24 protein-coding genes are annotated in these 25,474 nt (G+C 70.4%); 12 read left to right on the top strand and 12 right to left on the bottom strand.

The genetic code is table 11. The features are described 5' to 3' along the window. Positions 1-10 precede the first annotated feature (10 nt). Complete coding sequence (locus ACXRVZ_RS04730) at positions 11-1,777, top strand: zinc ribbon domain-containing protein (RefSeq protein WP_457418268.1); 1,767 nt, start codon at positions 11-13, stop codon at positions 1,775-1,777. A 14-nt stretch (positions 1,778-1,791) separates the two neighbouring features. On the opposite strand, the gene ACXRVZ_RS04725 is transcribed toward ACXRVZ_RS04730, so the two are convergent. Then, positions 1,792-2,538: a PEP-CTERM sorting domain-containing protein gene (locus ACXRVZ_RS04725; protein ID WP_457418266.1), complete on the bottom strand. Its 747-nt coding sequence runs from the start codon at positions 2,536-2,538 to the stop codon at positions 1,792-1,794. A gap of 128 nt (positions 2,539-2,666) precedes the next feature. After that, positions 2,667-3,293: a glutathione S-transferase family protein gene (locus tag ACXRVZ_RS04720; RefSeq protein ID WP_457418264.1), complete on the bottom strand. Its 627-nt coding sequence runs from the start codon at positions 3,291-3,293 to the stop codon at positions 2,667-2,669. A gap of 121 nt (positions 3,294-3,414) precedes the next feature. On the opposite strand from ACXRVZ_RS04720, the gene ACXRVZ_RS04715 reads away from it, so the two are divergent. Further along, positions 3,415-4,053 (top strand): DUF6515 family protein, encoded by a 639-nt coding sequence (locus ACXRVZ_RS04715; RefSeq protein WP_457418262.1) that lies wholly within the window; start codon positions 3,415-3,417, stop codon positions 4,051-4,053. Here the strand turns inward: ACXRVZ_RS04715 and ACXRVZ_RS04710 are convergent. Then, the gene (locus ACXRVZ_RS04710) at positions 4,046-5,029 is read right to left on the bottom strand and encodes an XdhC family protein (protein ID WP_457418260.1); all 984 of its coding nucleotides are present in this window, start codon (positions 5,027-5,029) and stop codon (positions 4,046-4,048) included. The genes ACXRVZ_RS04715 and ACXRVZ_RS04710 overlap by 8 nt on opposite strands. A gap of 95 nt (positions 5,030-5,124) precedes the next feature. Here ACXRVZ_RS04710 and ACXRVZ_RS04705 point away from each other — a divergent pair, with 95 nt between their 5' ends. Next, positions 5,125-5,607 carry a nuclear transport factor 2 family protein gene (locus ACXRVZ_RS04705; RefSeq protein WP_457418258.1) on the top strand — a complete coding sequence of 161 codons (483 nt, stop codon included), beginning with the start codon at positions 5,125-5,127 and terminating at the stop codon, positions 5,605-5,607. 10 nt (positions 5,608-5,617) lie between these two features. Here ACXRVZ_RS04705 and ACXRVZ_RS04700 read toward each other — a convergent pair whose 3' ends face one another. From ACXRVZ_RS04700 to ACXRVZ_RS04690, 3 genes are all read right to left on the bottom strand, one after another. Beyond that, positions 5,618-6,481: a hypothetical protein gene (locus ACXRVZ_RS04700; RefSeq protein ID WP_457418256.1), complete on the bottom strand. Its 864-nt coding sequence runs from the start codon at positions 6,479-6,481 to the stop codon at positions 5,618-5,620. Positions 6,482-6,583: 102 nt separating this feature from the next. Continuing rightward, a complete protein-coding gene (locus ACXRVZ_RS04695; protein ID WP_457418254.1) occupies positions 6,584-8,311 on the bottom strand; it encodes a hypothetical protein in 1,728 nt (575 codons plus the stop codon). Between the two features lie 80 nt (positions 8,312-8,391). After that, positions 8,392-8,928, bottom strand: a complete 537-nt coding sequence (locus ACXRVZ_RS04690) for a DUF924 family protein (RefSeq protein WP_457418252.1) — start codon at positions 8,926-8,928, stop codon at positions 8,392-8,394. 148 nt (positions 8,929-9,076) lie between these two features. On the opposite strand from ACXRVZ_RS04690, the gene ACXRVZ_RS04685 reads away from it, so the two are divergent. The 6 genes from ACXRVZ_RS04685 to ACXRVZ_RS04660 all read left to right on the top strand — a co-directional run bounded on the left by ACXRVZ_RS04685 (position 9,077) and on the right by ACXRVZ_RS04660 (position 17,703). Beyond that, positions 9,077-9,397 (top strand): BON domain-containing protein, encoded by a 321-nt coding sequence (locus ACXRVZ_RS04685; RefSeq protein WP_457418250.1) that lies wholly within the window; start codon positions 9,077-9,079, stop codon positions 9,395-9,397. Positions 9,398-9,520: 123 nt separating this feature from the next. Continuing rightward, positions 9,521-10,603: an acyltransferase family protein gene (locus tag ACXRVZ_RS04680; protein WP_457418248.1), complete on the top strand. Its 1,083-nt coding sequence runs from the start codon at positions 9,521-9,523 to the stop codon at positions 10,601-10,603. Between the two features lie 86 nt (positions 10,604-10,689). Then, the gene (locus ACXRVZ_RS04675) at positions 10,690-12,666 is read left to right on the top strand and encodes a ferritin-like domain-containing protein (protein WP_458232209.1); all 1,977 of its coding nucleotides are present in this window, start codon (positions 10,690-10,692) and stop codon (positions 12,664-12,666) included. Continuing rightward, positions 12,656-15,472 carry an ATP-binding protein gene (locus ACXRVZ_RS04670; RefSeq protein WP_457418244.1) on the top strand — a complete coding sequence of 939 codons (2,817 nt, stop codon included), beginning with the start codon at positions 12,656-12,658 and terminating at the stop codon, positions 15,470-15,472. The genes ACXRVZ_RS04675 and ACXRVZ_RS04670 overlap by 11 nt, the downstream gene beginning before the upstream one ends. Before the next feature lie 7 nt (positions 15,473-15,479). Continuing rightward, positions 15,480-16,532 (top strand): helix-turn-helix domain-containing protein, encoded by a 1,053-nt coding sequence (locus ACXRVZ_RS04665; RefSeq protein ID WP_457418242.1) that lies wholly within the window; start codon positions 15,480-15,482, stop codon positions 16,530-16,532. 61 nt (positions 16,533-16,593) lie between these two features. Next, complete coding sequence (locus ACXRVZ_RS04660; protein ID WP_457418240.1) at positions 16,594-17,703, top strand: serine hydrolase domain-containing protein; 1,110 nt, start codon at positions 16,594-16,596, stop codon at positions 17,701-17,703. A gap of 17 nt (positions 17,704-17,720) precedes the next feature. On the opposite strand, the gene ACXRVZ_RS04655 is transcribed toward ACXRVZ_RS04660, so the two are convergent. Continuing rightward, a complete protein-coding gene (locus ACXRVZ_RS04655) occupies positions 17,721-18,413 on the bottom strand; it encodes a helix-turn-helix transcriptional regulator (protein WP_457418238.1) in 693 nt (230 codons plus the stop codon). Positions 18,414-18,643: 230 nt separating this feature from the next. After that, positions 18,644-19,039, bottom strand: a complete 396-nt coding sequence (locus ACXRVZ_RS04650; RefSeq protein WP_457418236.1) for a VOC family protein — start codon at positions 19,037-19,039, stop codon at positions 18,644-18,646. An 86-nt stretch (positions 19,040-19,125) separates the two neighbouring features. Here ACXRVZ_RS04650 and ACXRVZ_RS04645 point away from each other — a divergent pair, with 86 nt between their 5' ends. Next, entirely contained in the window at positions 19,126-19,701 is a 576-nt protein-coding gene (locus ACXRVZ_RS04645) for a TMEM165/GDT1 family protein (protein WP_457418234.1), read from the top strand. Position 19,702: 1 nt separating this feature from the next. On the opposite strand, the gene ACXRVZ_RS04640 is transcribed toward ACXRVZ_RS04645, so the two are convergent. Together ACXRVZ_RS04640 and glpK are read right to left on the bottom strand one after the other, a co-directional pair. Next, positions 19,703-19,954 carry a hypothetical protein gene (locus tag ACXRVZ_RS04640; protein WP_457418232.1) on the bottom strand — a complete coding sequence of 84 codons (252 nt, stop codon included), beginning with the start codon at positions 19,952-19,954 and terminating at the stop codon, positions 19,703-19,705. A gap of 8 nt (positions 19,955-19,962) precedes the next feature. After that, on the bottom strand, positions 19,963-21,429 hold the full coding sequence (gene glpK, locus ACXRVZ_RS04635) for a glycerol kinase GlpK (RefSeq protein WP_457418230.1): 1,467 nt from the start codon (positions 21,427-21,429) through the stop codon (positions 19,963-19,965). Between the two features lie 22 nt (positions 21,430-21,451). On the opposite strand from glpK, the gene glpD reads away from it, so the two are divergent. Together glpD and ACXRVZ_RS04625 are read left to right on the top strand one after the other, a co-directional pair. After that, the gene (gene glpD, locus ACXRVZ_RS04630; RefSeq protein WP_457418228.1) at positions 21,452-22,906 is read left to right on the top strand and encodes a glycerol-3-phosphate dehydrogenase; all 1,455 of its coding nucleotides are present in this window, start codon (positions 21,452-21,454) and stop codon (positions 22,904-22,906) included. A gap of 60 nt (positions 22,907-22,966) precedes the next feature. Beyond that, positions 22,967-23,932, top strand: coding sequence for a DMT family transporter (locus ACXRVZ_RS04625; protein ID WP_457418226.1), 966 nt, complete (start codon positions 22,967-22,969; stop codon positions 23,930-23,932). On the opposite strand, the gene ACXRVZ_RS04620 is transcribed toward ACXRVZ_RS04625, so the two are convergent. Continuing rightward, positions 23,910-24,677 carry a metallophosphoesterase gene (locus tag ACXRVZ_RS04620; RefSeq protein ID WP_457418224.1) on the bottom strand — a complete coding sequence of 256 codons (768 nt, stop codon included), beginning with the start codon at positions 24,675-24,677 and terminating at the stop codon, positions 23,910-23,912. The two genes, ACXRVZ_RS04625 and ACXRVZ_RS04620, sit on opposite strands and share 23 nt — an antisense overlap. Continuing rightward, positions 24,677-25,441 carry a UPF0149 family protein gene (locus ACXRVZ_RS04615; RefSeq protein WP_457418222.1) on the bottom strand — a complete coding sequence of 255 codons (765 nt, stop codon included), beginning with the start codon at positions 25,439-25,441 and terminating at the stop codon, positions 24,677-24,679. Before ACXRVZ_RS04615 ends, ACXRVZ_RS04620 begins: the two co-directional genes overlap by 1 nt. Between the last annotated feature and the right edge of the window lie 33 nt (positions 25,442-25,474).

Below are 25,474 nucleotides of genomic sequence, written 5' to 3'. Positions count from 1 at the left end.
AGGACGCCTCATGAGCTATGACTACAGTTCCGCCGGCGCCACGCTGGAACTGCCCAATCCGTACAAGGTCCAGAACCTGTTCCTGCTGTTGTGCGGCGGCGCGCTGTTCGTCGGCGGCGTGCTGGCGCTGCTGCAGGGCAGGCACACGCTGGCGCCCATCCCGCTGGGCATCGGCCTGGTTCTGGTGTTTGCCGCGCTGCTGGCCATCGCCGTGGCGGCCAAGCGCCTGCGCTTCTTCTTCGGGCGCGGCCGGCCGCACTCGCTGGCCGCAGAGATCCCACCCACCGCCGAAGGCAACTCCCCATCGGCCGACGCGATCAAACGGCTGCTGCGCGAGGGCGCACTGACCTACCCCGAGCCCACCGGCGCCGTGGAGGGCGTGCTCTACCACTGGGTGCCCAAGCTGATCACGGCCCCGCTGGCCGTGCAGGATCAGGCGCGCAGTGCCTTCTTCAACGTCTGCGCCATGGTCGCCGCCTCGCTGAGCTTCGTCGTGGCCTGGGGCGTCCTGGGCAACGAGGCCAGCCGGCCGCTGCTGTCGGCGGCCTACTTCGTCTTCGGCCTGGTCTTCCTGCTGCGGCCCATCCTCGGCGCGGGGCGGGCCAACCTGAGCACCAAGACCCTGGTCATCCTGATCGCTGCGGCGGTCGTCGGCCCGGCTCTGGTGGTGACCGTGGTCGGCAAGGGCCTGCCGACCTTCCAGTTCTCGCTGGCGCCGCAGACCTTCATGCTGCTGATCTCCGGCACGCTCGCCTCCGCCCTGCTGCTGCTCGCCACGCTGCGGCAGGTGGCCGCCCCACCCGCCACGCAGACGAGCTCCGAGCAGCTGCGCCTGTCGCTGAACGTGCCGCCCAGCCTCTTGCTGGACGAGCTGGAGCGCCGCATGCAGGAGCAGTGGACCGAGCGCATCCCCAACCGCCGCTACGCCCGCGCCACGCCGGTCATCCATCCCGAGCTGCATTCCGGCCCCTTCAGCGGCGAGCTGCTGGAGGAAACCCAGCCCACGCCCATGCCGAACATGGTGCCCACGTCCGCGGGCCAGGCACTCGGCTCGGACCGGCACCGCTTCCTCGTCAGCCTGGACCTCTACGCCACACTGCTCACGCTGGCCGCCACCGTCTGCGCCGTCTGGTTTGCACGCAGCAGCGAGGGGCTGCAGGTGAGGGACCTACCCCTCCAATTGCTCGGCGCGTCGCCGATCTTCCTGGTCGTGGCCGGCTTCTGCTTCCGCTCCGCGGCGCAGCTCTGGGGGCGGTTCGACTTCCAGTCCTTCATGACCTGGGTCGAGATGGAAGGCACCTACCAGACGGCCAGTGTCGGCACCGGCAACCAGCTCACCGCCCGGGTACAGACCAGCAACCAGATCGTCCGCACCGAGGCCATGACCCTGCGCGTCTGGCGCGCTCGCATCGAGTCCGTCGTCTTTGGCAAGGATGCGGGCCGCCAGATCACGGCGATGTTCTCAACCGATGCAGATGCCCGGGAGCTGGCCGCGCACCTGAGCGAGTTCGGCCGCAGCCGGGCCAGCCTGGTGGCGCCGGAGAGCGCGGAGGACATGAGCCGGATTGCGGCGCTGGGGCATGCGGAGCGGGCGATGGCGAGTGCTTCGGGAGCGCCGGCATTGGCTGGCGAGGCGGCTGCTTTGCTGGGCGCAGCGGCAGCCTCCGCCACGGCAAGCGCAGCCACGCAGGCGGGTGCGAAGTTCTGCCGGCATTGCGGGGCAAGGAACCTTGCGGATGCGCGGTTTTGCCAGGGGTGCGGCCAGCGGTTTGAGTAAGCCGTGCGCCGCCCTCAAATCCCGGTCGGACGTGGGCAGGGTGAGTCAGCCGCCGCGCCGCCGCGCCGCCGCACCGCCCCCGCCACCAGCCCCAGGCCCGCCACCAGCAAAGCCATGCTCGCCGGCTCGGGCACCGGGGTCGTGCTGAAGGTATCCAGCGCAAAGCCCGCGCCGCCGGGGCCGGAGACGAAGACGCTGATGGCGTCGATGTCGGCCCAGTTCACCGGGCTGGAGTTGCCGGCGTCGTTGACGAAGGCGCTGAAGGGGATGACCAAGGTCTGCGCCTGCGAGGCGGCGAGGGCGGTGGCGAAGTCGGCCACGCTGCTGAAGGTGCCGGCGCCGTGGGCGGTGATGACGGAGACCGTCAGCGACATGGGCGCCGAGACGTAGCGGAAGTCGAGCCGGAAGGCGGCCTCGCTGAGCAGGTCGATGGAGAGGTCCTGGCCCAGCTGGTTGGCCACGCCGTAGGTCAGGTTGGTGACCAGCGGTACGGCCGCATCGGCCAGCGTGAAGTAGGCACCGGCCTGGACGGCGGCAAAGGTGGATTTGCCGGCTTGGGCCACACCCGCTTCGATACTGTTGGCGAAATAGCGCCCGCCGCCTGGCGCCTGCGCCGAGGGCAGCCAGGTTTCGACATAGGGCGCAGCATCGGTCTGAATCAGGCCGGTGCCGTCGCTGAAGGTGTCCAGAATGGAGGCGGCCTGGGCGCTGTTGAGGGCAAAAGCAGCGGCGGCACAGACGGCGAATTGATGGCGGTTCACGAGGTTCTCCTTGGGTGGATGGAATGCAGTCGACAAGTTCGACTCATTCCGACCAACGCAAACCACCGCACGACCCGGACAGGGCCGGCCGCCACGAACGTGGGGGGAGCCGAGGCAGGCGCAGAGACTCAGTACACCGGGTCCGGCAACTTCTCCTTCGCCACCACCCGCTGCGTCGCCGGCCGGTCGAACACCCGCTTCAGATACGCCCCCAGCGCCGGCCGCGTCTTGGCCGGGTTGGCCTGAATGCGCGTCCAGCGGCACAGCATGAAGGCCAGCGGGTCGACCGCCGTGTAGGCCTCGCCCAGGAACCAGTCGCCGCCGTGGCGGGCCAGGTGGGCGTCCATCTGGTCCAGCATCGGCGCGACTTGCGCCTCGGCGCGGGCCTTGACCTCGGCCGCGTCGCTGGCCATGCGGTCCGGGTAGAAGTAGTGGATGAGCATGGCCTGCAGCGTGTTGGTCAGCCAGACCATCCATTTGTAGTACTCGGCCCGCTCGGTCGTGCCGGGCGCCGGGGCGAAGCCGGGATGGCAGTCGGCCAGATGCATCAGGATGGCGGCCGTCTCGTAGAGCACCAGATCGCCGTCGACCAGCGTCGGGATCAAGCCGTTGGGGTTGAGCTTCAGGTAGGCCGGCGACTTGTGCTCGTTGTTGGCGCGGTCCACCGTGCGCAGCGTGAAGGGGATGCCCAACTCCTCCAGCAGGATGTGGGGCGCGAAGCTGGCGTTGCTGGGGAAGTAGTGCAGTTCGATCATGGTGGGCAGCGGCGGCAGTTGCGACTGCGGCGAACTTTACGTGGCTGCAATGCCGCCGCAGTGCACGCGGCGCAGCCTGACGGCGTTGCGAATCCCTCCCCTGGCTTTTGGGTTGATGACCATGAAGACCTTGCTCCACACCACCGCCGCCGCCGTTACCACCGCTCTAGTCGCGCTTTGCGCCGCCCTGCCCGCCCACGCCGACGTGCGCGTGCGCGCCAACATCGGCATGGTGTTCGACAACCGCTACCACCATGACCACTACTACCCCGCGCGCGGCTATGTGGCGCCCTACGTGCCGCATGGCGCCGTCATGGTCGGCGCGGGCCCCGGCCGCTACTGGTTCCAAGGTGGCGTCTGGTATCAGCCTTACGGCCCGCGCTACCGCGTCGTGCAGCCATCGCTCGGCATCGTCATCCCGCTGCTGCCGCCGTCCTATGTGACGCTGACGCTGGGCGGCCTGCCCTACTACTACGCCAACGGCGTGTACTACCGGCCGGTGCCGGAGGGCTATGTCGTGGCGGCGCCGCCGCCCGAGGCCAACACGGCGCAGGTCATGCCGGCGCCGCCGCCCCCACCGGCCCCCAAGGCCGAACCCATCATCTACCCGCGCAACGGCCAGTCCCCCGAGCAGCTGGAAACCGACCGCCGCGACTGCAATCGCTGGGCGACGACCCAGCCGAATGCGCAAGCCGATGCCAGCGTGTTCAACCGTGCAGTGGACGCCTGCATGGACGGCAGGGGCTACACCGTCAAGTAAGGGCGCAACCTGCCTCAGCCCTCGCGCCCCCGGCGCGATACCGCACCGCCGTCATCTCCGCCAGGATGCTCAACGCGATCTCCGGCGGCGTGCGCGCGCCGATGTCCAGGCCCACCGGGCCATGCAGGCGGTCGAGTTGCTCGTCGGTCAGGCCGAAGTGCTCACCCAGGCGCGCGCGGCGCTTGGCCTGGTTGACGCGCGAGCCGATGGCGCCGACGTAGAAGGCGGCGCTCTTGAGCGCTTCCATCAGCGCCAGGTCGTCGAGCTTGGGGTCGTGGGTCAGCGCGACGATGGCGGTGGCGCCGTCGGGCTGGAAGGCCATGACGACGTCGTCGGGCATGTCGCGCGTCAGCGTGGCGCCTGCCAGCGTGAAGCCGTCGGCGTACTCGGCGCGCGGGTCGCAGACGGTGACGCCGTAACCCAGGGCCAGCGCCATCTGCGCGAGGTAATCGGTCATCTGGCCAGCGCCGATGACGAGCAGCCGCCATTGCGGGCCGTGATGGCTGATGAGCTGTGTGTCGGTCAGCGTCAGCGTGTCGGCGCCGGGCTCCGCGTCGGCCAACGAGGTGGCGCCGGTCAGCAAGTCGAGCGAGCGGCGCACGCGCTCGCCACGCGTCAGGCGAGCCAGCAGCTCATCAATGCCCGACTGCGGCCCCAGCGGCTCCAGCATCAGCTCCAGCGTGCCGCCGCAGGGCAGGCCGAAGCGGCGTGCCTCCTCGGCGCAGACGCCGTAGCGCAGCGGTGTGGGCTTGTCTATTGCCAAGCTGCCGGCACGCAGCTGGGCGATAAGGTCGTCCTCGATGCAGCCACCGGACACCGAGCCGGCGATCAGCCCGTCGTCGCGCACCGCCACCAGCGAGCCCACAGGCCGTGGCGCCGAGCCCCAGGTGCGGGTGATCGTGCCCAGCACGACGCCGCGCGCCTCGGCAAGCCAGCCGGCGGCCGTGCGCAATACGTTGAGATCGAGGTTGTCCATGGCTTCGCTGCAGATCGGGCGCGACCATACCGCGAACCGGTTCTGCCTGCAGCCAAGGGCTTCCTACACTCGCCGCTCCGCTCCCGAAAGCACGCATGAAGCACGCCCTCCTCTCCGGACTTCTGGCCGCCATGCTGGCCGGCCCCGCACTCGCCCAGGTGCCCGTCCAGGCCAACGCCGACCACGCCCAGCTGTTGGCCAGCGCCGATGCCAGGCTGGCGGCCAACAAGCGCCTGGTCTACGACTTCTGGCGCGAGGTATTCGAGGGCGGTCACATGGACCGGGTGGACCGCTACCTGGCCGAGAGCTACGTCCAGCACAACCCGATGGTGGCCACCGGCCGCGCGGGCTTCGTGGCGGTGTTCTCGCAGATCGCCAAGCCCAAGCCCATCGAGGACCGCGTCAAGGCGCCGCTGGTGGCCATCACGGCAGAGGGCGACCTGGTCATCCTCAGCTTCGTCAGCGAACGGCCGGACCCCAAGGATGCGACGCAGAAGTACACGACGACCTGGTTCGACATGTTCCGCATCGAGAACGGCAAGATCGCCGAGCACTGGGACCCGGCGACTCGCCGCTGAACCCGCCGGCTTACCAGGCGAAGCGGGCGGCCAGTTGGCCATAGGTGGCGCGCGTGCCCTGCGGGCCGTGGCTGCGGCCTAGTGCCGGCGCCAGCGTCCAGCCACCGCCCACGGGCACCGCAGCCTTGAGCTGGGCGGTGCGCAGGCTGCCGCCGTCCTGCAGGCGGTCCTGCATCACCTCGCCGCTGACGGCGACCTGGTTGTCGAAGCGCCAGGTCGCGCCGACCTGCGAGCTGCGCGCCAGGGCCAGCTCGTCGCGGTTGACGACGGAGGGGCGCGGCTGCAGCAACAGGCCGCCCAGTGCGCCGGACGAGCCGGCCTGCGTCGTCGTCTCGCTGACCTTGTAGCGGTTGCGCAGCGTCGCGCCGTAGACGGTGAGCTGCTTGCCCACGGCCACCGCGCCGTGCACGCCAACGCCGCGGCCACGCAGGCGCTGGTCGGTTGTCGCGTTGCGCGCACGGGCGGTGCGGTGCGTGGCGTCCACACCCACGCTGACGCCGTCCACCGGCCGCACGTCGGCGGCGGCGGCCCAGTCGGTCTGGTTGAGGGTGCTGCCGTCGCGGCGGTGGGTGGCGTCCAGCGTGGCCTGCCAGGCACTGCCGGCCACGCCAACGCCGGCGCTGACCTGCTTGGGGCGGTAGGTGCGGCCGGTGATGGCGTCCTGGCTGCGCGATGTGCCCGCACCAACGTTGACCCAGGCGCGCTCGCCCACCGGCAGGCTCAGCGCTGCGGCAGCCTGCTGGTTCTTCTGCGAGTCGCGCTGCGCGGCGACGCTGACGGCGCGCCGGCCAGCGTTGGGGGCCGGCTCTTCCGCGTGGGCAAGCACGGGCAGCGCAAGCAGGACGGCAAGCGTGGTGATCGAAAGGCGGGACATGGCGGGCTCCTCGGTGTTGTGGGTGGGGCCTGCTTCCAGCCCCTTCACCTGCACAACGCCCGCCGCGCCGCCTTTCTTCCCGACCCAGGTGCAACCAGATGTTTACGGGTACTCGTTCAACGTCGCCGTATTGGCCCCGCCCTTGCAGCGCGCCGCGTCGCCCTTGTCATTCACGATGCGCTCGATGCTGCCCTTGTCCACCAGGCAGACGGTGATCATGTGGTGCAGCTTCACGCCAGGCTTCTCCGGCACCTCGATGGCCCGGTCCAGCAGCACGTCGGGTTGCAGGAAGACGCTGTAGATGCCCAGGCCCCAGGCCTCGTGGCGGGTGACCGTGTCGGCCACCTTGTACGAAGCGAAGCCACGGCCGGTGGGGCTGGTCCATGCGCTTTGCGTCGGCGGGTCGTACGGCAGCTCGGACTGGTAGAAATAGACCTGCCCGCCGTTGCCGCGCCAGACCACCTGATGGTCCTGGAAATGCTCGACGAAGAGGCCGTAGACGGTCACGTCCTCGCCGTCCACGACCAGGCCGTGGGCGGACGGGTTGCTCGTCCAGCTGACGCCTTCGCCGTGGTCGGCGCGCCAGAGCCAGGTGTGGTCCACCAGCGTGTCGTGGGCGTGGATGCGCAGAGCGGTATGCACGCGGCCCGGCGCGGCGCCGCCGATGCGGAAGAACACGTCGTGCAGCACGGTCGGGTTGGCCTTGTGGCGCAGCTTGCTGCCCGGCGGGCCCACCTCCATCAGCACGCCGGAGTCCTCGCGGCCGGCGTCCAGGAACAGACCCGAAATCGTCAGCCCGTCCACGTCGGCCGTCTTCAGCAGCGGCGCGCCGTTGTCGGAGCGCAGCGTCGGGAAGCCTATGCCCAGCACCACCGTGCCGGGGCGTTTGACCTGCAGCGTCTCGGTCAGCACGTACTCGCCCGGCGTGAACAACAGGTGCTTGCCGGCGGCAAGCTGGGCGTTCAACGCGGCGGCCGTGTCGCCGGGCCTGGCGATGTGGAAGCGGCTGATCGGCAGCGTCTTGCCGGGCGCCATGCCCTGCTTCCAGGAGATGCCGGCACTGTCACGCCGCAGCGCCGGCACACGCACCGCGTAGCCGCCGTGCTTGTCGATGAACAGCCAGGGCTTCTCGCGCACCAGCGGCGTCTGCGCAACGCGGGTGTAGCGCGTGGTGGGCGCTGGAAAGTCGCCACCAGGGGCCTGCGGCACGCCGACGAAGACCATGTTCCAGTTCGAACCCGTCCAGCTCGCCCACTCGCTGTTGCGCGACAGCCATTGCTGCTGCGTGGCCGAATTGACCTGGCCGTCCACCAGCACGTCGGCAAACCAGCCGCCGCTGGACCAGCCCTGCTTCTGGTTCAGCCGCATGTTGCCGCGCACATGCATGCGCCGGAACGGGATGGCCTGGGACACGGCCCACTGCATCGTGTTGTCGCCTATGCCCAGCGTGGGCGTGACCGAGAAGTTCTCGGCGCCGCGCCAGAAATTGGTGGTGGCGTTGTCGTTCTCGAGCAGCGCCGTGGAGCGCAGGTCGCCGATGACGTGCACATCGTCCGGCTGCCCGCCGAGCCCCAGCACCTGCGTGAAGAAGCCCACCGGGATGCGCAGGTCGCGGTAGGTGCCGGGCTTGAGCAGGATGGCGTCGCGGCGCGGGCCGAAATGGTTGGGCCCCTGGGCCTCGTAGATGGCGTCGATGCGCTGCTGCAGCCCCGGCGTGGCGGGGTCCAGCACATGGACGTTGGGGCCGAAGTCGGGCGGTGCGGCTAGGGCGATGAGAGGCGCAGCGAGAGCTGCGGCCAGCAGGCGGGCGTGATTCGGTTTGCGGGGCATGTCGATTTGGAATCGGTTCCAATTCCCGCATTGGAGCATGCCCGGCCGGTGCGGCCGTCGGGGAGACTACCGAGCGCGCCTCAGAAGCTGGAGCCCGGCTGCTTCAGGAACTCCAGCTCCTCGGCTGTCGACGTGCGGCCCAGGATGGCGTTGCGGTGCGGGTATCGCCCGAAGCGGTCGACTATTGTCTTGTGCTTCAACTCGAAGTCATGCGTGTGCTGCGGCGCCCGCTCCTTCATCAGCGGCTCGCCCGCCGCATGGATGGCGGCGGACTCGCTGTGCATCCAGGGCATGTAGAGGAAGGAGCGCTGGTCGAACTGCAGCTGCAGGTCGGCGCCGGCGGCCACGGCCTCCTGGGCCAGCGCCAGCGCCAGCGGGTCGGCCGCAAAGGCGCGCGGCGTGCCGCGGTGGATGTTGCGGGAGAACTGGTCCAGCACGATGACCTCGGCCAGCCGGCCCTCGGGCGTCGTGCGCCAGGCCGAGAGCTCGCAGCGCAGCGCCTGCTCGTGCAGCGCGCCAAAGCGGGTGCGCACCTGGTCGTCGAAGGCGGGGTCTGAGGCCCACCAGTCGGCGGGGCGGATTTCCTGGAACCAGAAGGCGAGGACGGTGTGCGGCATGGTGGCCACGATAGCGCTTTGGTGCGGCTAGGAACTCTCCTACAGCTCAAGCTCCCGTCGCCCGGCACCGCGCACACGCCAGCCTGCCTAGATTTGCAGCCATGGCGACGCGCATGGGGCGCGTCAGTTCTGTTGAAAGGAACAACTCATGAAGTTCTCCAAGCTCGCCTCCCTCACCATCGCCGCTGCCCTGGCAGTTCCCCTGGCCAGCTTTGCGGCCGACAAGCCCGCCGGCCCCACCAAGACCTGGGTCAAGGACTCGGTCGTCACGACCAAGATCAAGGCCCAGCTGGCCGCCAGCAAGGTCTCGTCGCTCGCCGTCGTCCATGTGGACACCGACGCCGACGGCTTCGTGCTGCTGACCGGCAAGGTGCACACGTCGGCCGAGAAGGACCGCGCCGAAGCCATCGCCAAGGCGGTGGACGGCGTGAAGTCGGTCGACAACCAGCTGACCGTGACGGCCAAGTAAGCCGGCCGGCGTTTCCTGTCGCAAAGCTCTTTACGGGCTTTTACCGAGGTAGCGCCGGTACAATTTCACGTCTTCCGAACAACGGGCCTGCATTGCGCAGGCCCGTTCCTTTTGTGTCCTCCGATGTCCACGCCCTCCCGCCGACTGCCGCACATTGACGCCCTGAAGGCGCTGGCGGCACAAGTCATCGTGCTGCACCACCTGGCGAGCTACGGCCCCATCGCCCGTGCCGCGCATGAGGCGTTGCCGCTGCTGGCGGGCCTGATGCATCAGTACGGCCGCATGGCGGTGCAGGTCTTCCTGGTCGTCGCCGGCTTCCTTAGCGCGCGCGGCCTGTCGCCCCGGGGCGGCGCCCTGCAGGTGGGCGTGCCGGAGCTGCTGTGGCGGCGCTATCTGCGCCTGGTGCTGCCCTTCCTGGCCGCGCTGGCGCTGACGCTGGGGGCTTGCGGCCTGATCGCGTCGTCCTGGCCCGAGCTGGTGCCGGCCGACATCAGCGCCGCCCAGTTGCTGGCGCACGCGCTGCTGCTGCACGACGTGCTGGGCTACGAGGCGCTGACGGTGGGCGCCTGGTATGTGGCCATCGACCTGCAGCTGTTCGCCGTTCTGGTGGGCCTGCTGTGGCTGGCGCGGAGCGGCTGGCGGCACCCGAGCCGCCTCGTCGTCGGCCCGCTGCTGGTGGCGGGCCTGGCGCTGGCCTCGGCCTTCGCCTTCAACCGCGACGCGACGCTGGACGCCTGGGCGCCCTACTTCTTCGCCGCCTATGGCCTGGGTGCACTGGTGCACTGGCTGGGCCTGTGGCGCCACCGCCGCGCCGGCCTCGTGCTGCTGGCCGTGGCCTTTGGCGCGGCGCTGTGGCTGGACTGGCGCGACCGCCTGGCCCTGGCCCTGGCCACCGCCCTGTGGCTGGCCCTGGCCGAGGGCCGCCACGCGCGCGGCTTGGCGCTGCTGCCGGCGCGCGGGGCCGAGGTGCTGGCCCGGTGGGCCACACCTTCCTATGCGCTGTTCCTGCTGCACTTCCCGGTGCTGCTGCTGACCAATGCGCTGATGACCCACCTGGGCAGCGCCTCGCCCGCCGTCGGCCTGACCATGCTGGTGGCGACCTGGGCGCTGGCCAACGCACTGGCCCGGCCTTTCCACCGCTGGGTTGAGGCGCCGGCCGCGCGCTTCGATCCACTCATGTGGCTGCCGAGACTTCGCACAGTCTGAACCAGCCCTTTGCGCGTGGGTTCGCCACAGGGCATACGGCCCGGCCTGCGTGCTAATGTCGCGCCGCCTGTCGAGCGACCCGCCTCATGACTCACTCCCCCACTGCTGCGGCGCCCAGCCGCGAGCAACTGCTGCACAGCCTCTACGAGGCCGCCGAGCTGGAGCACAACCTCATGTGCACCTATCTCTACGCGGCCTTCAGCCTGAAGCAGGGCGAGGCCGAAGGGCTGCGGCCTGAAGAAGCGGCGGCGGCGGAGCGCTGGCGGCGCGAGATCGTGGCCGTCRCCGTCGAGGAGATGGGCCACCTCGTCGCGGTCTGGAACATCACGGCGGCCCTGGGCGGCGCGCCGCACCTGGGCCGCGGCAACTTCCCGCTCGACCCCGGCTATCTGCCGGCCAGCGTCGTCGTCAAGCTGGCGCCCTTCAGCGACGCGACGCTGCAGCACTTCATCTACCTGGAGCGCCCCGACGGCAGCACCGAGGCCGATGGCGAAGGCTTTGCCGCCGAGCGCCCCTTCTCGCGCAACGCCGTGGCGCCGCGCATCACGCCGATGGCGCGCGACTACGAGACCGTGGGCCACTTCTACGCCACGCTCTCGGCCGACCTGCAGGCCTTCGTCGCCGAGCACGGCGAGGCGGCCAGCTTCTGCGGTGACCGCACGCTGCAACTGAGCCCGAGCGAGCTCAACCTCGCCGGCGCCCGCCAGGTGCTGTGCTCGAAGACAGCGCTGGCGGCCTTCGACGCCATCGTGCGCCAGGGCGAGGGCGCACCCAGCGACAGCGAGGCCTCGCACTACCAGCGCTTTGCCGCCATCCGCACCGAGCTGGCCGGGCTGCGCGCCGCCAACGCGGCTTTCGAGCCCGCCTGGCCGGCCGCCACCAACCCGGTGCTGCGCCGCCCGCCGCGCCCCGAAGGCCGGGTCTGGCTGGAAGACGCCGCAGCGGCTGCCACCGTGGACATCGCCAACGCGAGCTACGGCCTGATGCTGCGCCTGCTGGCCCAGGCCTATCTGCTGCCCGGCCCGTCGACCGAGAAGAGCCTGCACGTCGACCTGTCGCTGGGCCTGATGCGCGCCTTCACGCCACTGGCCGAGCACGCCGCCCGCCTGCCCGCCGGGCCCAGCAACCCGGGCTGCCATGCCGGCGCCAGCTTCACGGCGCTGCGCGACACGGCCGCCCTGCCGCCGGGGCCGGCCGCGCGCCGCTTCGTCATCGAACGCCTGGCCCAGCTGGCCGACGCCGCTGCCAAGTTGCATGACGAGCTGGGCGCCGAGCGCACCGGCCGCGCCGCCCGCCAGCTCCAGGCCCTGCGCGAACGCGCCGAGCGCGGGCTGGACCTGGCCGCGCCTGTCGCGGCTGCACCCGCGCCCGTGGTGGCCGCGCCGCCGCCGCCCGCGCCACCCACGGAAGTCACGGACGGCGTCGAGATCGTGCAGGGCGAGAAGCTGGAGCTGCGCTTCGAGGCCAAGCGTTGCATCCACGCGCGCTTCTGCGTGACCGGCGCGCCCAAGGTCTTCCTGGCCAATACGCCCGGCGCCTGGCTCTACCCGGACGCGATGCCGGTCGAACGTCTCGTCGACATCGCCCATGCCTGCCCGTCGGGCGCCATCCAGGTCCGCCGCAAGGACGGCGAGGCCGACGAAGCGCCGCCGCCCGTCAACCTGCTGCAGGTGCGCGAGGCCGGGCCGTACGGCATCCGCGGCGACCTGCACCTGCGCGGCGAGGCCATCGGCACGCGCGCCACGCTGTGCCGCTGCGGCGCGAGCAAGAACAAGCCCTTCTGCGACGGCAGCCACCACGACATCGCCTTCACCGCCACCGGCGAGCCCGAGACCGGCCTGCTGGGCTTCTCCACCGACATGCCGGCCGTGCGCGACGGCCGCATCGACATCGAGCCCGAGCCCAATGGCCCGCTGCAGCTGCGCGGCCAGATCGAGGTGCTGAGCGGCACCGGCCGCATGGTCTGCCGCGTGGCGCAGGCGCGGCTGTGCCGCTGCGGCGGCAGCCAGACCAAGCCCTTCTGCGACGGCAGCCACGCACGCAATGGCTTCAATGCCGAATAGCCCGGCCAGCGCGGTCGCCCCCGCTCGCGCCGCCGAGCCCGCCTCGGGGGCGGCCGCGCGCGAGTCGCCGCAGGCGCTGGCGGCGCGTGTGCTGGTCATCGTGCTGGCCAGCCTGGGCGGCGCGATGACCCTGCTGGCTGCGGTCGAGTTCGCCACCGGCCGCGTCTCCGCGCTGTCGGGCCAGCGGCTGATGATCGCGCTGGGCATCCTGGCCGCGGCCGGGCTGGGCCACGGCCTGCGCCGCGCCGGCCGGCCGGCGGCCGCCAGTGTGGTGACGCTGGCGGTAGCCATGCTGACGCTGGCCGTGCACGCCGTGCAGGTGGGCCTGGGCGTGCACACGGTGTCGCTGGCCGCCGCCTGCCTGGCCATCACCCTCGGCGGCGGCCTGGCGGGCAGCCGCGCGGCGGCGTTGCTGACGGTCCTCTATCTCGCCGTCGTCGCGACGCTGGCCGTGCTGGAGTCGCGCGGTGTCATCCCCGGGCAGGCCGCGCTGCTGCGCGTGACGCTGAATGACCGCCTGCTGGCCCATGTGCTCTACGCCACCACGGCCCTGCTCGCCGCGCTGCTCATCAACCGCGTGCTGGGCGCCGCCTTGCGCAAGGCGCTGGACGAGGAGGCGCGCCTGGCCCGCCTGGTGCAGGCCGCGCACAACTGGGCCTGGGAGGCAGATGCGCGCTTTCGCGTCACCTGGTTGTCCGACGAGTTCGAGCCGCTGTCCGACCACAAGCGCGAGGACTTCCTGCGCATGGGCGAGCCCGACGGCGCCATCATCGTGCGCGACGCCGACTACCACGCGCTGGTGGAAGACATCCGTCTCAAGCGCGCTTACCGCGACCGCATCAACGGCTTCCGCACGCCCGACGGCCGGCTGCTGTGGACGCTCAGCTCCGGCGAGCCCATCTTCGACGCCGCCGGCACGCACACCGGCTGGCGCGGCGTCAGCCACAACATCACCGGCGAGCGCCTGACACTGCAGCAGCACGAGCGCACGGCCAGCATGCTGGACCGGCTGCTGCGCGCCAGCCCCGATGCCATCTGCGTGGCACGCACGGCCGACGGCCGCATCCGCTTCGCCAACTCGGGCTTCTGCGCCCTCATCGGCCGCAACCGCGACGACGTCATCGGCCGCTCCGGCCGTGAGCTGGGTCTGTGGCCCGACAGCCGCGAGCCCAAGCGGCTGGCCACCGAGATGGCCGACACCGGCATCGCGCGCGACTTCCGCTCCGCCATCCTGGTGCGCGGCGAGTGGCGCGATCTGCTCGTCTCCGCCGCCACGCTGGACTGGGACGGCGAGCCGGCCACCATGCTGATCGCACGCGACATCACCGAGCGCGAGCGCGCCCGCATCGAGGCCGACGCCATCCTCGACCACGCCAGCGTCGGCATCGCACTCACCCGCGGCGAGCGCTTCGAGCGCGTCAACCGGCACTGGCGGGAGATCTTCGGCGGCGCCGAGCCCGAGCTGCCCGCCGCCCAGGTGGCGGCCGGCGAGACGCAGGCTTTCGAACTCGACTTCGAGCGTGCCGACGGCTCGCTCATCACCGTGCACCTGAACGCCCGCGGCCTGCCGCCGCTGTCGGGCCATATCGAAGGCGACCACGAGCGCGACACGCTGTGGGTGGCCGAGGACGTCACCGAGCACCGCCGCCAGCAGCACGAGCTGCAGGCCGCCAAGCAACAGGCCGAGACCGCCAGCCTGGCCAAGAGCGCCTTCCTGGCCACCATGAGCCACGAGATCCGCACGCCGCTCAACGGCGTGCTCGGCCTGGCTCGACTGCTTGAGCAGGCCGGCACCGACGACGCACATCGCGGCAAGTACCTTTCCCACCTGGTGGGCGCGGCCGAGTCGCTCAACGAGATCGTCTCCAACGTGCTGGACCTGTCCAAGATCGAGGCGGGTCACCTGGAGCTGGAGAAGATCGAGTTCGATCTGCATGCGCTGGCCCAGGCGAGCTTCGAGGGTTGCGCGGCGCTGGGCCGCGAGCGCGGGCTGGAGATGCAGATCGACGTCTCGTCCGCCCTGCCCCGCCTCGTCATCGGCGACCCGGTGCGGGTGCGCCAGATCCTGGCCAACTTCCTCGTCAACGCGCTCAAGTTCACCGAGCGCGGCTTCGTCAAGCTCAGCCTGGCGCCGGCCGGCCCGGACCGCGTGCGCCTGTCCGTGCAGGACAGCGGCATCGGCGTGCCGCCCGATCAGCAGACGCGGCTGTTCCGCCCGTTCGCGCAAGCCGACGACTCGACGACGCGGCGCTTTGGCGGCACCGGCCTGGGCCTGTCCATCTGCCGCGAGCTGGCCGCGCGCATGGACGGCCACGTCGGCGTGGACAGCGACGGCCGCAGCGGCTCCACCTTCTGGGCCTCGCTGAGCCTGCCGCGCTCGCTGACCATCGATGACACCGCCACGCGCCGGCGCATCCCCATCCCGCAGCGCCACCCGCTGGCCGGCCAGCGCCTGCTGGTGGCCGAGGACAACCCCGTCAACCGCCTCATCATCACGGCCCTGCTGCAGCGCCTGGGCGCCGAGGTCATCGAGGCCGAGGACGGCGAGGAGGCCGTGGCCATCGCCCGCGCGCAGGCCGGCCAGCTGGACGCCGTGCTGATGGATTTGCACATGCCCAAGGTCGACGGCCTGCGCGCCACGCAATTGCTGCGCGCCGACCCCAGCACCGCACACCTGCCCATCCACGCCTTCACCGCCGCCGTGCTCGACCAGGAACGCCAGGCCGTGCTGGCCGCCGGCATGAACGGCTTCATCGGCAAGCCGGTGTCGGAGGCAGAGGTGATCCGGGTACTGGGCAAGCCCTAGCGCGGGCATGTACGAAACCCTGTCCTTCTGCAGCGCCGTCCTGGGCCTCTTCCTGGCGGTGCCCTTGCTGGCCCTGCTGCGGCGGCGCGCCGCCAACGCCTGGATCGGCTTGTTCGTGCTGTCGATCTCGCTGCTGTCGCTCTCCGGCACCCGCTGGTATCACGCCCATCCCGAATGGTTCGGGCTAATGGATTGGCCGGTGACGACGCTCGGCGCCTTCTACCTTTGCTATATGCGCGCCATGGTGGGCCTGGGCAATGACGGGCGGCAGGCCTGGCACTTCCTGCCGCTGGCGGCGTTCATCGGCTTGCTGCTGCGGGCGAAGTTCTTTCAGCCCGTCGATTTCGGCCTCTTCTTTCTCGCCTGCGAAGCGCTGGCGACGGCCTACGCGGTTGCGGCAGGATGGCATCTGCACCGCGCTTCATCGCTGCCGCGCCGCGACCGGGTCTGGCTTGGCGCGCTGAGCGTGGTGGTGGTGCTGATCCTGCTGAACTGCGTGCTGTCCAGCCTGTTCGGTGGCCTCTGGGACTGGGGCCTGCTGGTGCACCGCGTCGTGATCCTGTATTTCGTCGGCTGGTTCGGCCTGCGCCAGGTCGAGGTCTTCCTGCCCGAGCGCGGCACGGCGGACGCGCCACCGCCCCAGCTCGCCGCCGAGGCCGACACCGGCAAATACGCCCGCTCCGGCATGACCGACGCCGCCCAGGCCCTGATCGGCGCCAAGCTCCAGCAACGCATGGCCCAGGCGCGGGACTTTCTGGAGAACGAGCTGACGCTGGCCGACCTGGCCGAGCGCATCGGCACCTCGCCGCAACTGCTGTCCCAGTACCTGAACGACACGCTGGGCCTGAGCTTCTTCGACTACATCAACGGCCTGCGGGTGGCCGAGGTGCAGCGCATGATGGCCGACCCGGCCCAGGCGTCGGCAACGCTGCTGGACCTGGCCTACGCGGCGGGCTTCAACGCCAAGTCCACCTTCAATGCCGCGTTCAAGAAGATCAGCGGTGCGACGCCCTCCGAGTGGCGGCGCCTGCAGGCCCGAACGTCCGAGCCGATCCGCTGAGACGACGCGGCAGGCCGGGGCTTCCAGACTGGCGCACCTTACCGCCAGGTCCAGACCCAAGATGAGCGCCTCTCGATCGACGTCCCTCGCCCTGCCATGCGCCTTCGTGCTGGCCCTGCTGCTCGCCGGCTGCGGCGGCGGGGGCAGCAACCCGGCGGCGACCGACAACGCCGCCACGACCACCATCCCCACCTCCGGCACGCTGACCGAGCGGCTCAACGCCTATCTCGCCGCTCAGCCGGCCGATCAGCCTGGCATCAGCGTGCTGGCGGTCCGCGACGGCATGGAGTTCTACAGCGGCAACCGCGGCATGGCCAATACCCTCACGGGCACCGCCGTCGGCCGCCACACGGGCTTTCGCCTTGCCTCGGTCAGCAAGCCCTTCACCGCCGTAGCCATCATGCAACTGGTGGAGCGGGGCCAACTGCGCTTGTCGGACTCGCTGCTGGACTACATCCCCGAGCTGCCGGCCGCCTGGCGCGCCATCACCATCGAGCACCTGCTGACGCACCGGTCCGGCGTCATCGACATCTTCAACGACTTCTGGACGCCGGCGGTCTTCGAAGGCATGACGCTGGACGGACTCATCCCCTACCTCGCCACCCGCCAGACCACGCTGGAGTTCACGCCGGGCAGCCGCGGCGACTACAGCAACACCGGCTACATGCTGCTGGCCAAGGTCATCGAGCGGCGCCTGGGTGTGAGGTTCTCGGACCACATGGCCGAGAACATCTTCAAACCGGCCGGCATGACGGACTCCTACATCAATGACGAGTTCCAGCCCATCAAGCCGGGCGACGCACTGAACTACGCCGACCGCACCACCTTCTACGGCCACACGACCTACTTCAAGGGCTCGATGGCCCAGGTCAGCTCGACCGACGACTTCCTGCATTTCTTCAACGCGCTGCTGGCCGGCAAACTCGTCTCGGCCCAGACGCTCAGCGACATGACACGCCTGCAGAGCACCCTGGGCGGCAACGTGAGTTATGGCTACGGGTTCGGCATCACCAACTACGGCGTCAACCACCTCGGCGAGTGGGACGGCTTCTGGACGTCGATGAGCATCGACTTCACCCATCGCCGCGCCTGGTTCGTGCTGACGAATTCCGGCCCGGTCGGCCAGAGACACATCACGGCGCTGGAGCCGATCTTTCGCGACTCGCTGTGACCCACGCCGCCGGCTGCTCAGGCCGCGCCGCCCTCCTGCGCCTCGTGCTGGCGCCTCATGTCCGCCAGCGTCTTACCCGGCTCGTCGCGGAAGCTCTCCATGGGCTCCAGCGTCTCGATACGGTCGACGCGGAAGCTGCGGAAGTCGTTGCGCAGCTCGCACCAGGCCGACAGCGTCCACACCGGGCCCCAGAACAGGCAGGCCAGCGGGCGCACGATGCGGTCGCTCCTCACGCCGCCCAGGTCCAGGTAGCCGACCTTGAGCTTGCGCCGCGCCTCGGTGGACTCGCGCAGCACGGTCAGGTGGGCGCCGGTTTGCGGGTCCAGCGCCGGCAGCGGCGCGTACAGCGCCAGGCTCTCGGCGGCGGCGCGGGCGTCCAGCGGCAGCACGGCGAGGATCTTGGAGAGCGCGTTCTCGGCCTGGCGGGCCAGCGCCGCGTCCAGCCGCGACTCGGCCATGCGCACGGTGGCGACCAGGGCCTGCGCTTCCTGCTTGCTGAACATCAGCGGCGGCAGGTCGAAACCCGCCCGCATGCGGTAGCCCACGCCCGCCTCGCCCTCGATGGGCACGCCCTGCTGGGCCAGCGCGGCGATGTCGCGGTAGACGGTGCGCATGGACACCTCCAGCCGCTGGGCGAGGTAGTCCGCCGTCGTGAGGCGACGACCGCGGATGAGCTGGACGATCTGGAAAAGGCGGTCGGCGCGGCGCATAGCGGGTCATTGTGGGTCAGCGGGCATGCCCCTTGCAGAAGACACATGTCGCCGAAAACGAGGTCGAGTCTCATCATGGGCATCTACGCCTCTTCCGTGGCCCGCGGCACCCAGCGGGTCGATGTGGTTTCACTGGGCGCCATCAGCGCCCCGCTGCCGTCACTCGCGCATGGCCAGCTTTTCACCGCCCGCGCCGGGACCGGGCCGGCCCGCCCAACGAAGGGGCAACTTCAGCCCATCGCCGTGCAGAGTTCCACCAGCGTGCCGTCCGGGCAGCGCACATAGGCCACCGTCTGGCCCCAGGGCTTGGTGACCGGTGCGGCCAGCGCGCGGGCACCGGCGGCCACGGCCTTGTCGAAGGCCGCTTGAACATCGGTCACCGTGAAGCCGATCTCCATGCCCAGCGGCTTGTCGCTGGTGTCGGCGGCGACGTAGTCGTGCTGCACGCTGTCGCGCGCCGTCGCATGGTCGACAAAGGCCAGCGTCGTGCCGCTGGCGCCGGTGTCGACCTCGCCATAGGCGCCGCTCTCGTGCAGGAAGCGCGCCTTCAGGCCGAAGGCCTTGTCGAAGAAGGCGAGCGACGCGGCAACGTCGGCCGCGTAGACGAGGGTGTAGGCAAAGTTCATGTGAAAGGCTCCTGGGCTCGAAAGCCTGCATGCTGCGCCTGGCTGCCTGTCAGGCCGTGTCAGGAGCGCCAGGGAAAATCGAAGCGATGCAAGCCTTCCTCATCGCCACCGGCCTCGTGGCCCTCGCCGAAATTGGCGACAAGACCCAGCTCCTCGCCTTCATGCTCGCGGCCCGCTTTCGCAGGCCCTGGCCCATCGTGGCGGGCATCTTCGTCGCGACCGTCTTCAACCACGCCGCTGCCGGCGCCCTCGGCAGTTGGCTGACCAGCCTCATCAGCCCGACGGCCATGCGCTGGGGCCTGGGCCTGTCCTTCATCGCCATGGCCGGCTGGATGCTGATCCCCGACAAGCTCGACGAAGACGACGCGCCCAAGCCGGGCCACGGCGTGTTCGTCACGACGGTCATCGCCTTCTTCCTCGCAGAGATGGGCGACAAGACGCAGATCGCCACCGTCGCGCTGGCGGCGCGCCTCCCGCTGGATTTCATCGGCGTCGTCGCCGGCACGACGGCCGGCATGATGCTGGCGAACGTGCCCGCCGTGCTGGTAGGCGACAAGCTGGCGCACAAGCTGCCGGTGAAGCTGGTGCACACGGTGGCGGCGGTGATCTTTGCGGTGCTGGGGGTGGTGACGCTGGTGGCGGGCGGGGCGTTGCTGGGCTGATCTAGCCTTTCAGCACGCGATAGCCAAGCCCGCAGAAGACCGCGCCTGCGGCCAGCCAGAGCAAACCGCCCACCAGCGCCCCCGTCCCGGCGCCGAATAGCTCCGTCGCCAGCAGCGCCAGCCCGCAAAACGCCTTGCAGCTGAGCCCTTCGGCAGGCGCGAATTCACCGGCCAACGTGACCACGCCCGCCAGGATGCCGGTGCCGCCCAGCGCCAGAGCAAACCAGCCGAACCACTTCGTCTCACGTTCCATACGCGTCCTCATTCCGCCAACACCTGCCGCACCGCCCTGTCCCACTGCGCCAGCCGCACACCCGCCTCATCGCGTGACATACGCGGCTCGAAGGCGCGGTCGAGTTGCCAGATGGAGCCGATCTCTTCGGGCGACGCATAGACCCCAGCGCCAATGCCCGCCAGCAGCGCCGCCCCCAGCGCCGTCGTCTCGATGACCTTGGGCCGCAGCACCGGGATGCCCAGCAGGTCGGCCTGGAACTGCATCAGCAGATCGTTGGCCGACGCGCCGCCGTCCACGCGCAGTTCGGTCAGCCTCTCGGCCGCACCCACGTCGGCATTCATCGCCGTGAGCACCGCCGCGCTCTGGAAGGCGATGCTCTCCAGCGCCGCGCGGGCGATGTGGGCCTGCGTGGTGCCGCGCGTCAGGCCCAGGATGGCGCCGCGTGCATCGGGCCGCCAGTAGGGCGCGCCCAGGCCGGCGAAGGCGGGCACGAACATGACGCCGCCGGCATCCGGCACGCTCAGCGCCAGCGCCTGAACTTCGCTGCTGGCTTGCACCGCGTGCAGCCCATCGCGCAGCCATTGCACGACGGCGCCGCCGACGAAGACGCTGCCTTCCAGCGCGTACTGCGCCGCCGCGCCGACCTGCGCGGCGCGCGTCGTCAGCAGGCCTTGTGTTGATGCATGCGGCTGCGTGCCGGTGTGCATCAGCAAAAAGCAGCCGGTGCCGTAGGTGTTCTTGGCCTGGCCAGGTTGCAGCGCGGCCTGGCCGAAAAGCGCGGCCTGCTGGTCGCCGGCAATGCCTGAAATGGGCGCGCCGAACTCCGTCGACTCGCCGAAGACGCCGGCCGACGGCCGCACCTCGGGCAGCAACGCGCGCGGGATGCCGAAGACGCCCAGCAGCTCGTCGCTCCAGTCGCCGCGGTGGATGTCGAACAGCAGCGTGCGCGAGGCGTTGCTGGCGTCGGTCGCATGCACGGCACCGTCGGTGAGTTTCCACAGCAGCCAGCTGTCCACCGTACCGAAGGCCAGCTCGCCGCGTTCGGCGCGTTCGCGGGTGCCGGGCACGTTGTCGAGCAACCAACGCAGCTTGGCGGCGGAGAAATATGGGTCCAGCAGCAGACCGGTCAGCTCACGCACACGCGGCTCCAGGCCCTGCTGTTTGAGCGTCTCGCAGAAGGCCGCCGTGCGCCGGTCCTGCCAGACCAGGGCCTTGTGCAGCGGTTCACCCGTCTTGCGGTCCCACAGCACGACGGTCTCGCGCTGGTTGGTGATGCCGATGGCGGCGGCCTTCACACCCGCCTTGGCCAGCGCCTCGCGGGCACAGGCGATCTGGCCTTCCCAGATCTCGCCGGCATCGTGCTCGACCCAGCCCGGCTGCGGGAAATGCTGCGTCAGCTCGCGCTGCGCGACGGCGAGCAGGCGGCCGTCGCGGCCGAAGACCACGGCGCGTGAACTCGAGGTTCCCTGGTCCAACGCAAGCAATGCATCCATGGCCGTCAATTAGAGTGATCGCATGGATGATTTTGACGTGGTGGTCGTCGGCGGCGGCATCAACGGCACCGGCCTGGCCCGCGACCTGGCCGGGCGCGGCTGGCGGGTGCTGCTGGCGGAGCGAGAAGACCTGGCCTCGCACACGTCGTCGGCCTCCACCAAGCTCGTGCACGGCGGGCTGCGCTACCTGGAGACCTACGAGTTCTCGCTGGTGCGCAAGGCCTTGCAGGAGCGCGAGGTGCTGCTGAGGAGCGCGCCGCACCTGATCCAGCCGCTGCGCTTCGTGCTGCCGCATGCCACCCATCTGCGGCCGGCCTGGATGATCCGCATCGGTCTGTTCCTCTACGACCACCTGGCCCGCCGCGAGCTGTTGCCGGGCTCGCACGGCCTGCGCCTGACGGGCAGCGTCTACGGCGCGCCTTTGAAGCCAGAGTTCATGCGCGGCTTCGTCTACTCGGACGGCTGGGTGGACGACGCCCGCCTCGTCGTCGCAAACGCGCTGGACGCGCAGGCCCGAGGCGCCGAGGTGCTGACGCGCTGCGCCGTCACGCGCGCTGAACGCAGCGCCGGCGCCTGGCAGGTCACGCTACAAAGTGGGCGACAGGTTCGCAGCCGCGCTCTCGTCAACGCCGCCGGGCCCTGGGCCGAGCGCTTCCTGCGCGACCAGGGCCTGCCAGCGCGCGGGCTGCGTCTCGTCAAGGGCAGCCACATCGTCGTGGACCAGCGCTTCACGCATGACCACGCCTACATCTTCCAGAACGCCGACGGCCGCATCATCTTCGCCATCCCCTACCAGGAGCGCTTCACGCTGATCGGCACGACGGACGTGGAGCTGCCCGACGGCCAGGACCCGCCGCCCCGCGCGCAGATCGAGCAGGGCGAGGTCGACTACCTGTGCGCGCAGGCCAGCCGTTATCTCGCGCGCCCCGTGACGCCTGCCGACGTGCTGTGGACGTATGCCGGCGTGCGCCCGCTGCTGGACGAAGGCGGCTCGGCATCCAGCGTCACGCGCGACTACCTGCTGGAGACGGATGTGGCCGGCGGCGCGCCGCTGCTGAATGTCTGGGGCGGCAAGCTGACGACCTACCGCAAGCTTGCCGAAGATGGCGCCACGCAGCTCGGTGAGTTGTTGGGCGACGCGCGCAAGCCGTGGACGGCCGGCACCCACCTGCCCGGCGGAGACCTCGGCAAGCATGGCGTGGACATCGCCGCCTTCACGGCCGAGCTGCAGGCCCGCCACGCCGGCCGCCCGCTGGCCATGGTCGCCCGCATGGCCCGTGCCTATGGCAGCGCCACGGCCGGGCTGCTCGCCGCGCCGGGTGCCGAGATTGCGCCCGGCCTGTACGAGACCGAACTGCGCCATCTAGTGGACATGGAATGGGCGCGCAGCGCCGACGATGTGCTGTGGCGGCGCAGCAAGCTGGGCTTGCACTACACGGCCGAGCAGCGCGCGGCGGTGGCGTCCTGGTTCGGCTAGCAGACGCGCCTTAAGCCCGTCGCCCCGGCGGCAGCCAGGCCTTCGGGGATGATGCGCGCCATGCTCTTCGGCCTGCTGTTTGCCCTTGCCGCCGGCCTCATGTGGGGCCTGGTGTTCGTCGCGCCCGTCATGCTGCCCGGCTATGCGCCGGCGCTGCTGACGGTGGGCCGCTACCTGGCCTTCGGCCTCATCGCCCTGCCGCTGGCGCTGCTGCTGGACCGCCGCGTGCTGCGCGAGCTGCACGCCGCCGACTGGTGGGAGGCCGCCAAGCTCAGCCTGATCGGCAACTTCCTGTACTACCTCTGCCTGTCGGCCGCCATCCAGCGCGCCGGCGCGCCGCTGCCGACCATGATCATCGGCACGCTGCCCGTCGTCATCGCCGTCTGCGCCAACCACCGCAACCGTGTGCGCGACGGTCATCTGCCTTGGGCGCGCCTGGCCCCGTCATTGGCCTTGATCGCCGCCGGCCTGGCCCTCGTCAACCGCGACGAGCTGCTGGTGCTGCAAGCCGAAGCCGGCGACCCGCGCCGCTATGCCGAAGGCGCGCTGCTGGCCGTCGCCGCCGTGGCCTGCTGGACCTGGTATCCCATCCGCAACGCCGACTGGTTGCGTGCGCACAGTGACCGCAGCCCGAGGGCCTGGGCCACGGCGCAGGGCCTGGTCACGCTGCCGATGGCCTTGATCGGCGCGGTGTTGCTGGGCCTCATCCACCTGGCCGCGCCGGGCACGCTGGTGCCGGCCGACTACGCCCGGCCGCTGGGCGACCGGCCGCTGGCCTTCATAGCCCTGATGGCCGCCATCGGCCTGTGTTCGTCCTGGCTGGGCACGCTGTGCTGGAACGAGGCCAGCCAGCGCCTACCGACCTCGCTGTCGGGCCAGCTCATCGTCTTCGAGACGCTGGCCGCGCTGGCCTATGCCTTCCTATGGAACCAGCGCACGCCGCCGCCGGCCACGGTGGCAGGTGTGGTGCTGCTGGTGGCGGGCGTGATCTGGGCGCTGAGGATCAAGCCGGTTCAAACACACTGACCACCAGCTGGCCGTCGAAGCCATCGGCCTCGCCCTTGCGGAAATGGCCGCGTGCGTTGCTGACGATGCGTGTATCGCCCAGCCGGTAATCCTGCCGGCAATGCAGATGGCCATGCAGCCACAGCTGCGCGCCGGGGATCAGGTCTTCATCGTCATTGCAGAAGCTGGCCGTGCCCGGCTGGCGGCCATAGCGCGGGTCGGCGCTCTTCAGGCTGGGGGCGAAATGGGTGATGGCGACCGTCGCGTCCCAGTCGCCGGTGCGCTTGAGTTCGTCGGCCAGCCAGGCGCGGCTCTCCAACGCGAATGCGCGCACGGCGTCCACGCCGAAAACCTCGCCGTGGCGCGTGGCCTGCATGACCTTCTGGAAATAACTCCCCGCCCGCATCGCGCGGTCACGACCGGACGGCCCGAAGGCGTCGAAGTCGCACCAGCGCGTGCAGCCGATGAAGCGCACGCGCCGGCCTTGGGCGTCGGTCAGCACGGTGGACTCGTCGTCCAGCATGTGCAGGCCGATGGCGTTGACGTGGGCCCGCAGCGCCTCGCGCGCCTCGTCGACATCACGGCCGTCGAACTCGTGGTTGCCCGGCACGAACAGCACCGGCACCGGCCAGCCTCGGAACAGCTCGAAGCTGCGCCAGGTGGTGTCGATGTCGCCGGCCAGGATCAGCAGCTCAGCGCCCGGCGCCGGAACCGGCTGGTAGGACTCCGTCTCCAGATGCAGGTCCGACAGGAGCTGCAACCGCATCAGTTGCTACCGTGGCAGACCTTGTACTTGCGCCCGGAACCACAAGGGCAAGGATCGTTGCGCCCGACCTTGGGCGTGTCGCGCCGGATGGTCTCGACGCGGTAGCGCTCGGCCTCGGTGAGGTCGGCCAGGTCGGCCACCGTGGCCACCATTTCCTCGATGGCCTCGTCCAGGTCCTTCAGCGGAAATTCGCGGTTCAGCGTCGCGACAACTTCCTTCTCCTCGTCCGTCTCGGCCGGCAGGTGGCGGTACAGGCGGGCCAGTGCGGCGGAGATGTCGTCGTTGGGCAGGTCGGCCAGCTCGGGGAAGCACAGCGCCGCATGCTGGAAACCGGCGACCCAGGGCATCAGCGAGCGCGACAGCGGGCCCAGCGCGTCGTAGCTGGCGCGGGCGGACTGCTCCTCCTCGCTCGCGTCCTCCGGCAGCGGGTCGGGCTCCTGGTCTTCGTCTACCTCCAGCACGACGGGGTCGAACCAGCCGTCCTCGGCCAGGCCACGGCTCAGGGCAGCGTGGCGGCGCTCGACGAGCTGGGTCAGGCGGTCCAGCCAGGTGGCGTCGACGCTGTCGGGCAGCAGGCCGCCGTCGTAGTCAAAGATGTTGGGCAGCCACTCGTCCGTCTCGATGAGGCGGGGCTGCACGATGACGCCGCAGAGGTAGCCGTCCAGCATGGAGGCATCCAGCGGCTGCAGCGGCTCGGGCGTGGCGGCGAGGAGTTCGTCGAGTTCGGCGAACTCGGCGTCGGTGAGGTCTTGGGTGGTGCTCATGGCGCGGGATTGTCGGCCCAGCGCATGAACTCG

It is taken from the genome of Roseateles sp. P5_E8, from assembly GCF_054177665.1.
This window is presented reverse-complemented; position numbering and strand designations above follow the sequence as displayed.

Bases quoted from the DNA above. Each gene is read 5' to 3' on its own strand.
- ACXRVZ_RS04730 (WP_457418268.1), top strand. From the start codon at position 11: ATGAGCTATGACTACAGTTCCGCCGGCGCCACGCTGGAACTGCCCAAT.
- ACXRVZ_RS04720 (WP_457418264.1), bottom strand. From the start codon at position 3,293: ATGATCGAACTGCACTACTTCCCCAGCAACGCCAGCTTCGCGCCCCAC.
- ACXRVZ_RS04715 (WP_457418262.1), top strand. From the start codon at position 3,415: ATGAAGACCTTGCTCCACACCACCGCCGCCGCCGTTACCACCGCTCTA.
- ACXRVZ_RS04710 (WP_457418260.1), bottom strand. From the start codon at position 5,029: ATGGACAACCTCGATCTCAACGTATTGCGCACGGCCGCCGGCTGGCTT.
- ACXRVZ_RS04705 (WP_457418258.1), top strand. From the start codon at position 5,125: ATGAAGCACGCCCTCCTCTCCGGACTTCTGGCCGCCATGCTGGCCGGC.
- ACXRVZ_RS04700 (WP_457418256.1), bottom strand. From the start codon at position 6,481: ATGTCCCGCCTTTCGATCACCACGCTTGCCGTCCTGCTTGCGCTGCCC.
- ACXRVZ_RS04695 (WP_457418254.1), bottom strand. From the start codon at position 8,311: ATGCCCCGCAAACCGAATCACGCCCGCCTGCTGGCCGCAGCTCTCGCT.
- ACXRVZ_RS04690 (WP_457418252.1), bottom strand. From the start codon at position 8,928: ATGCCGCACACCGTCCTCGCCTTCTGGTTCCAGGAAATCCGCCCCGCC.
- ACXRVZ_RS04685 (WP_457418250.1), top strand. From the start codon at position 9,077: ATGAAGTTCTCCAAGCTCGCCTCCCTCACCATCGCCGCTGCCCTGGCA.
- ACXRVZ_RS04680 (WP_457418248.1), top strand. From the start codon at position 9,521: ATGTCCACGCCCTCCCGCCGACTGCCGCACATTGACGCCCTGAAGGCG.
- ACXRVZ_RS04670 (WP_457418244.1), top strand. From the start codon at position 12,656: ATGCCGAATAGCCCGGCCAGCGCGGTCGCCCCCGCTCGCGCCGCCGAG.
- ACXRVZ_RS04665 (WP_457418242.1), top strand. From the start codon at position 15,480: ATGTACGAAACCCTGTCCTTCTGCAGCGCCGTCCTGGGCCTCTTCCTG.
- ACXRVZ_RS04660 (WP_457418240.1), top strand. From the start codon at position 16,594: ATGAGCGCCTCTCGATCGACGTCCCTCGCCCTGCCATGCGCCTTCGTG.
- ACXRVZ_RS04655 (WP_457418238.1), bottom strand. From the start codon at position 18,413: ATGCGCCGCGCCGACCGCCTTTTCCAGATCGTCCAGCTCATCCGCGGT.
- ACXRVZ_RS04650 (WP_457418236.1), bottom strand. From the start codon at position 19,039: ATGAACTTTGCCTACACCCTCGTCTACGCGGCCGACGTTGCCGCGTCG.
- ACXRVZ_RS04645 (WP_457418234.1), top strand. From the start codon at position 19,126: ATGCAAGCCTTCCTCATCGCCACCGGCCTCGTGGCCCTCGCCGAAATT.
- ACXRVZ_RS04640 (WP_457418232.1), bottom strand. From the start codon at position 19,954: ATGGAACGTGAGACGAAGTGGTTCGGCTGGTTTGCTCTGGCGCTGGGC.
- glpK (WP_457418230.1), bottom strand. From the start codon at position 21,429: ATGGATGCATTGCTTGCGTTGGACCAGGGAACCTCGAGTTCACGCGCC.
- glpD (WP_457418228.1), top strand. From the start codon at position 21,452: ATGGATGATTTTGACGTGGTGGTCGTCGGCGGCGGCATCAACGGCACC.
- ACXRVZ_RS04625 (WP_457418226.1), top strand. From the start codon at position 22,967: ATGCTCTTCGGCCTGCTGTTTGCCCTTGCCGCCGGCCTCATGTGGGGC.
- ACXRVZ_RS04620 (WP_457418224.1), bottom strand. From the start codon at position 24,677: ATGCGGTTGCAGCTCCTGTCGGACCTGCATCTGGAGACGGAGTCCTAC.
- ACXRVZ_RS04615 (WP_457418222.1), bottom strand. From the start codon at position 25,441: ATGAGCACCACCCAAGACCTCACCGACGCCGAGTTCGCCGAACTCGAC.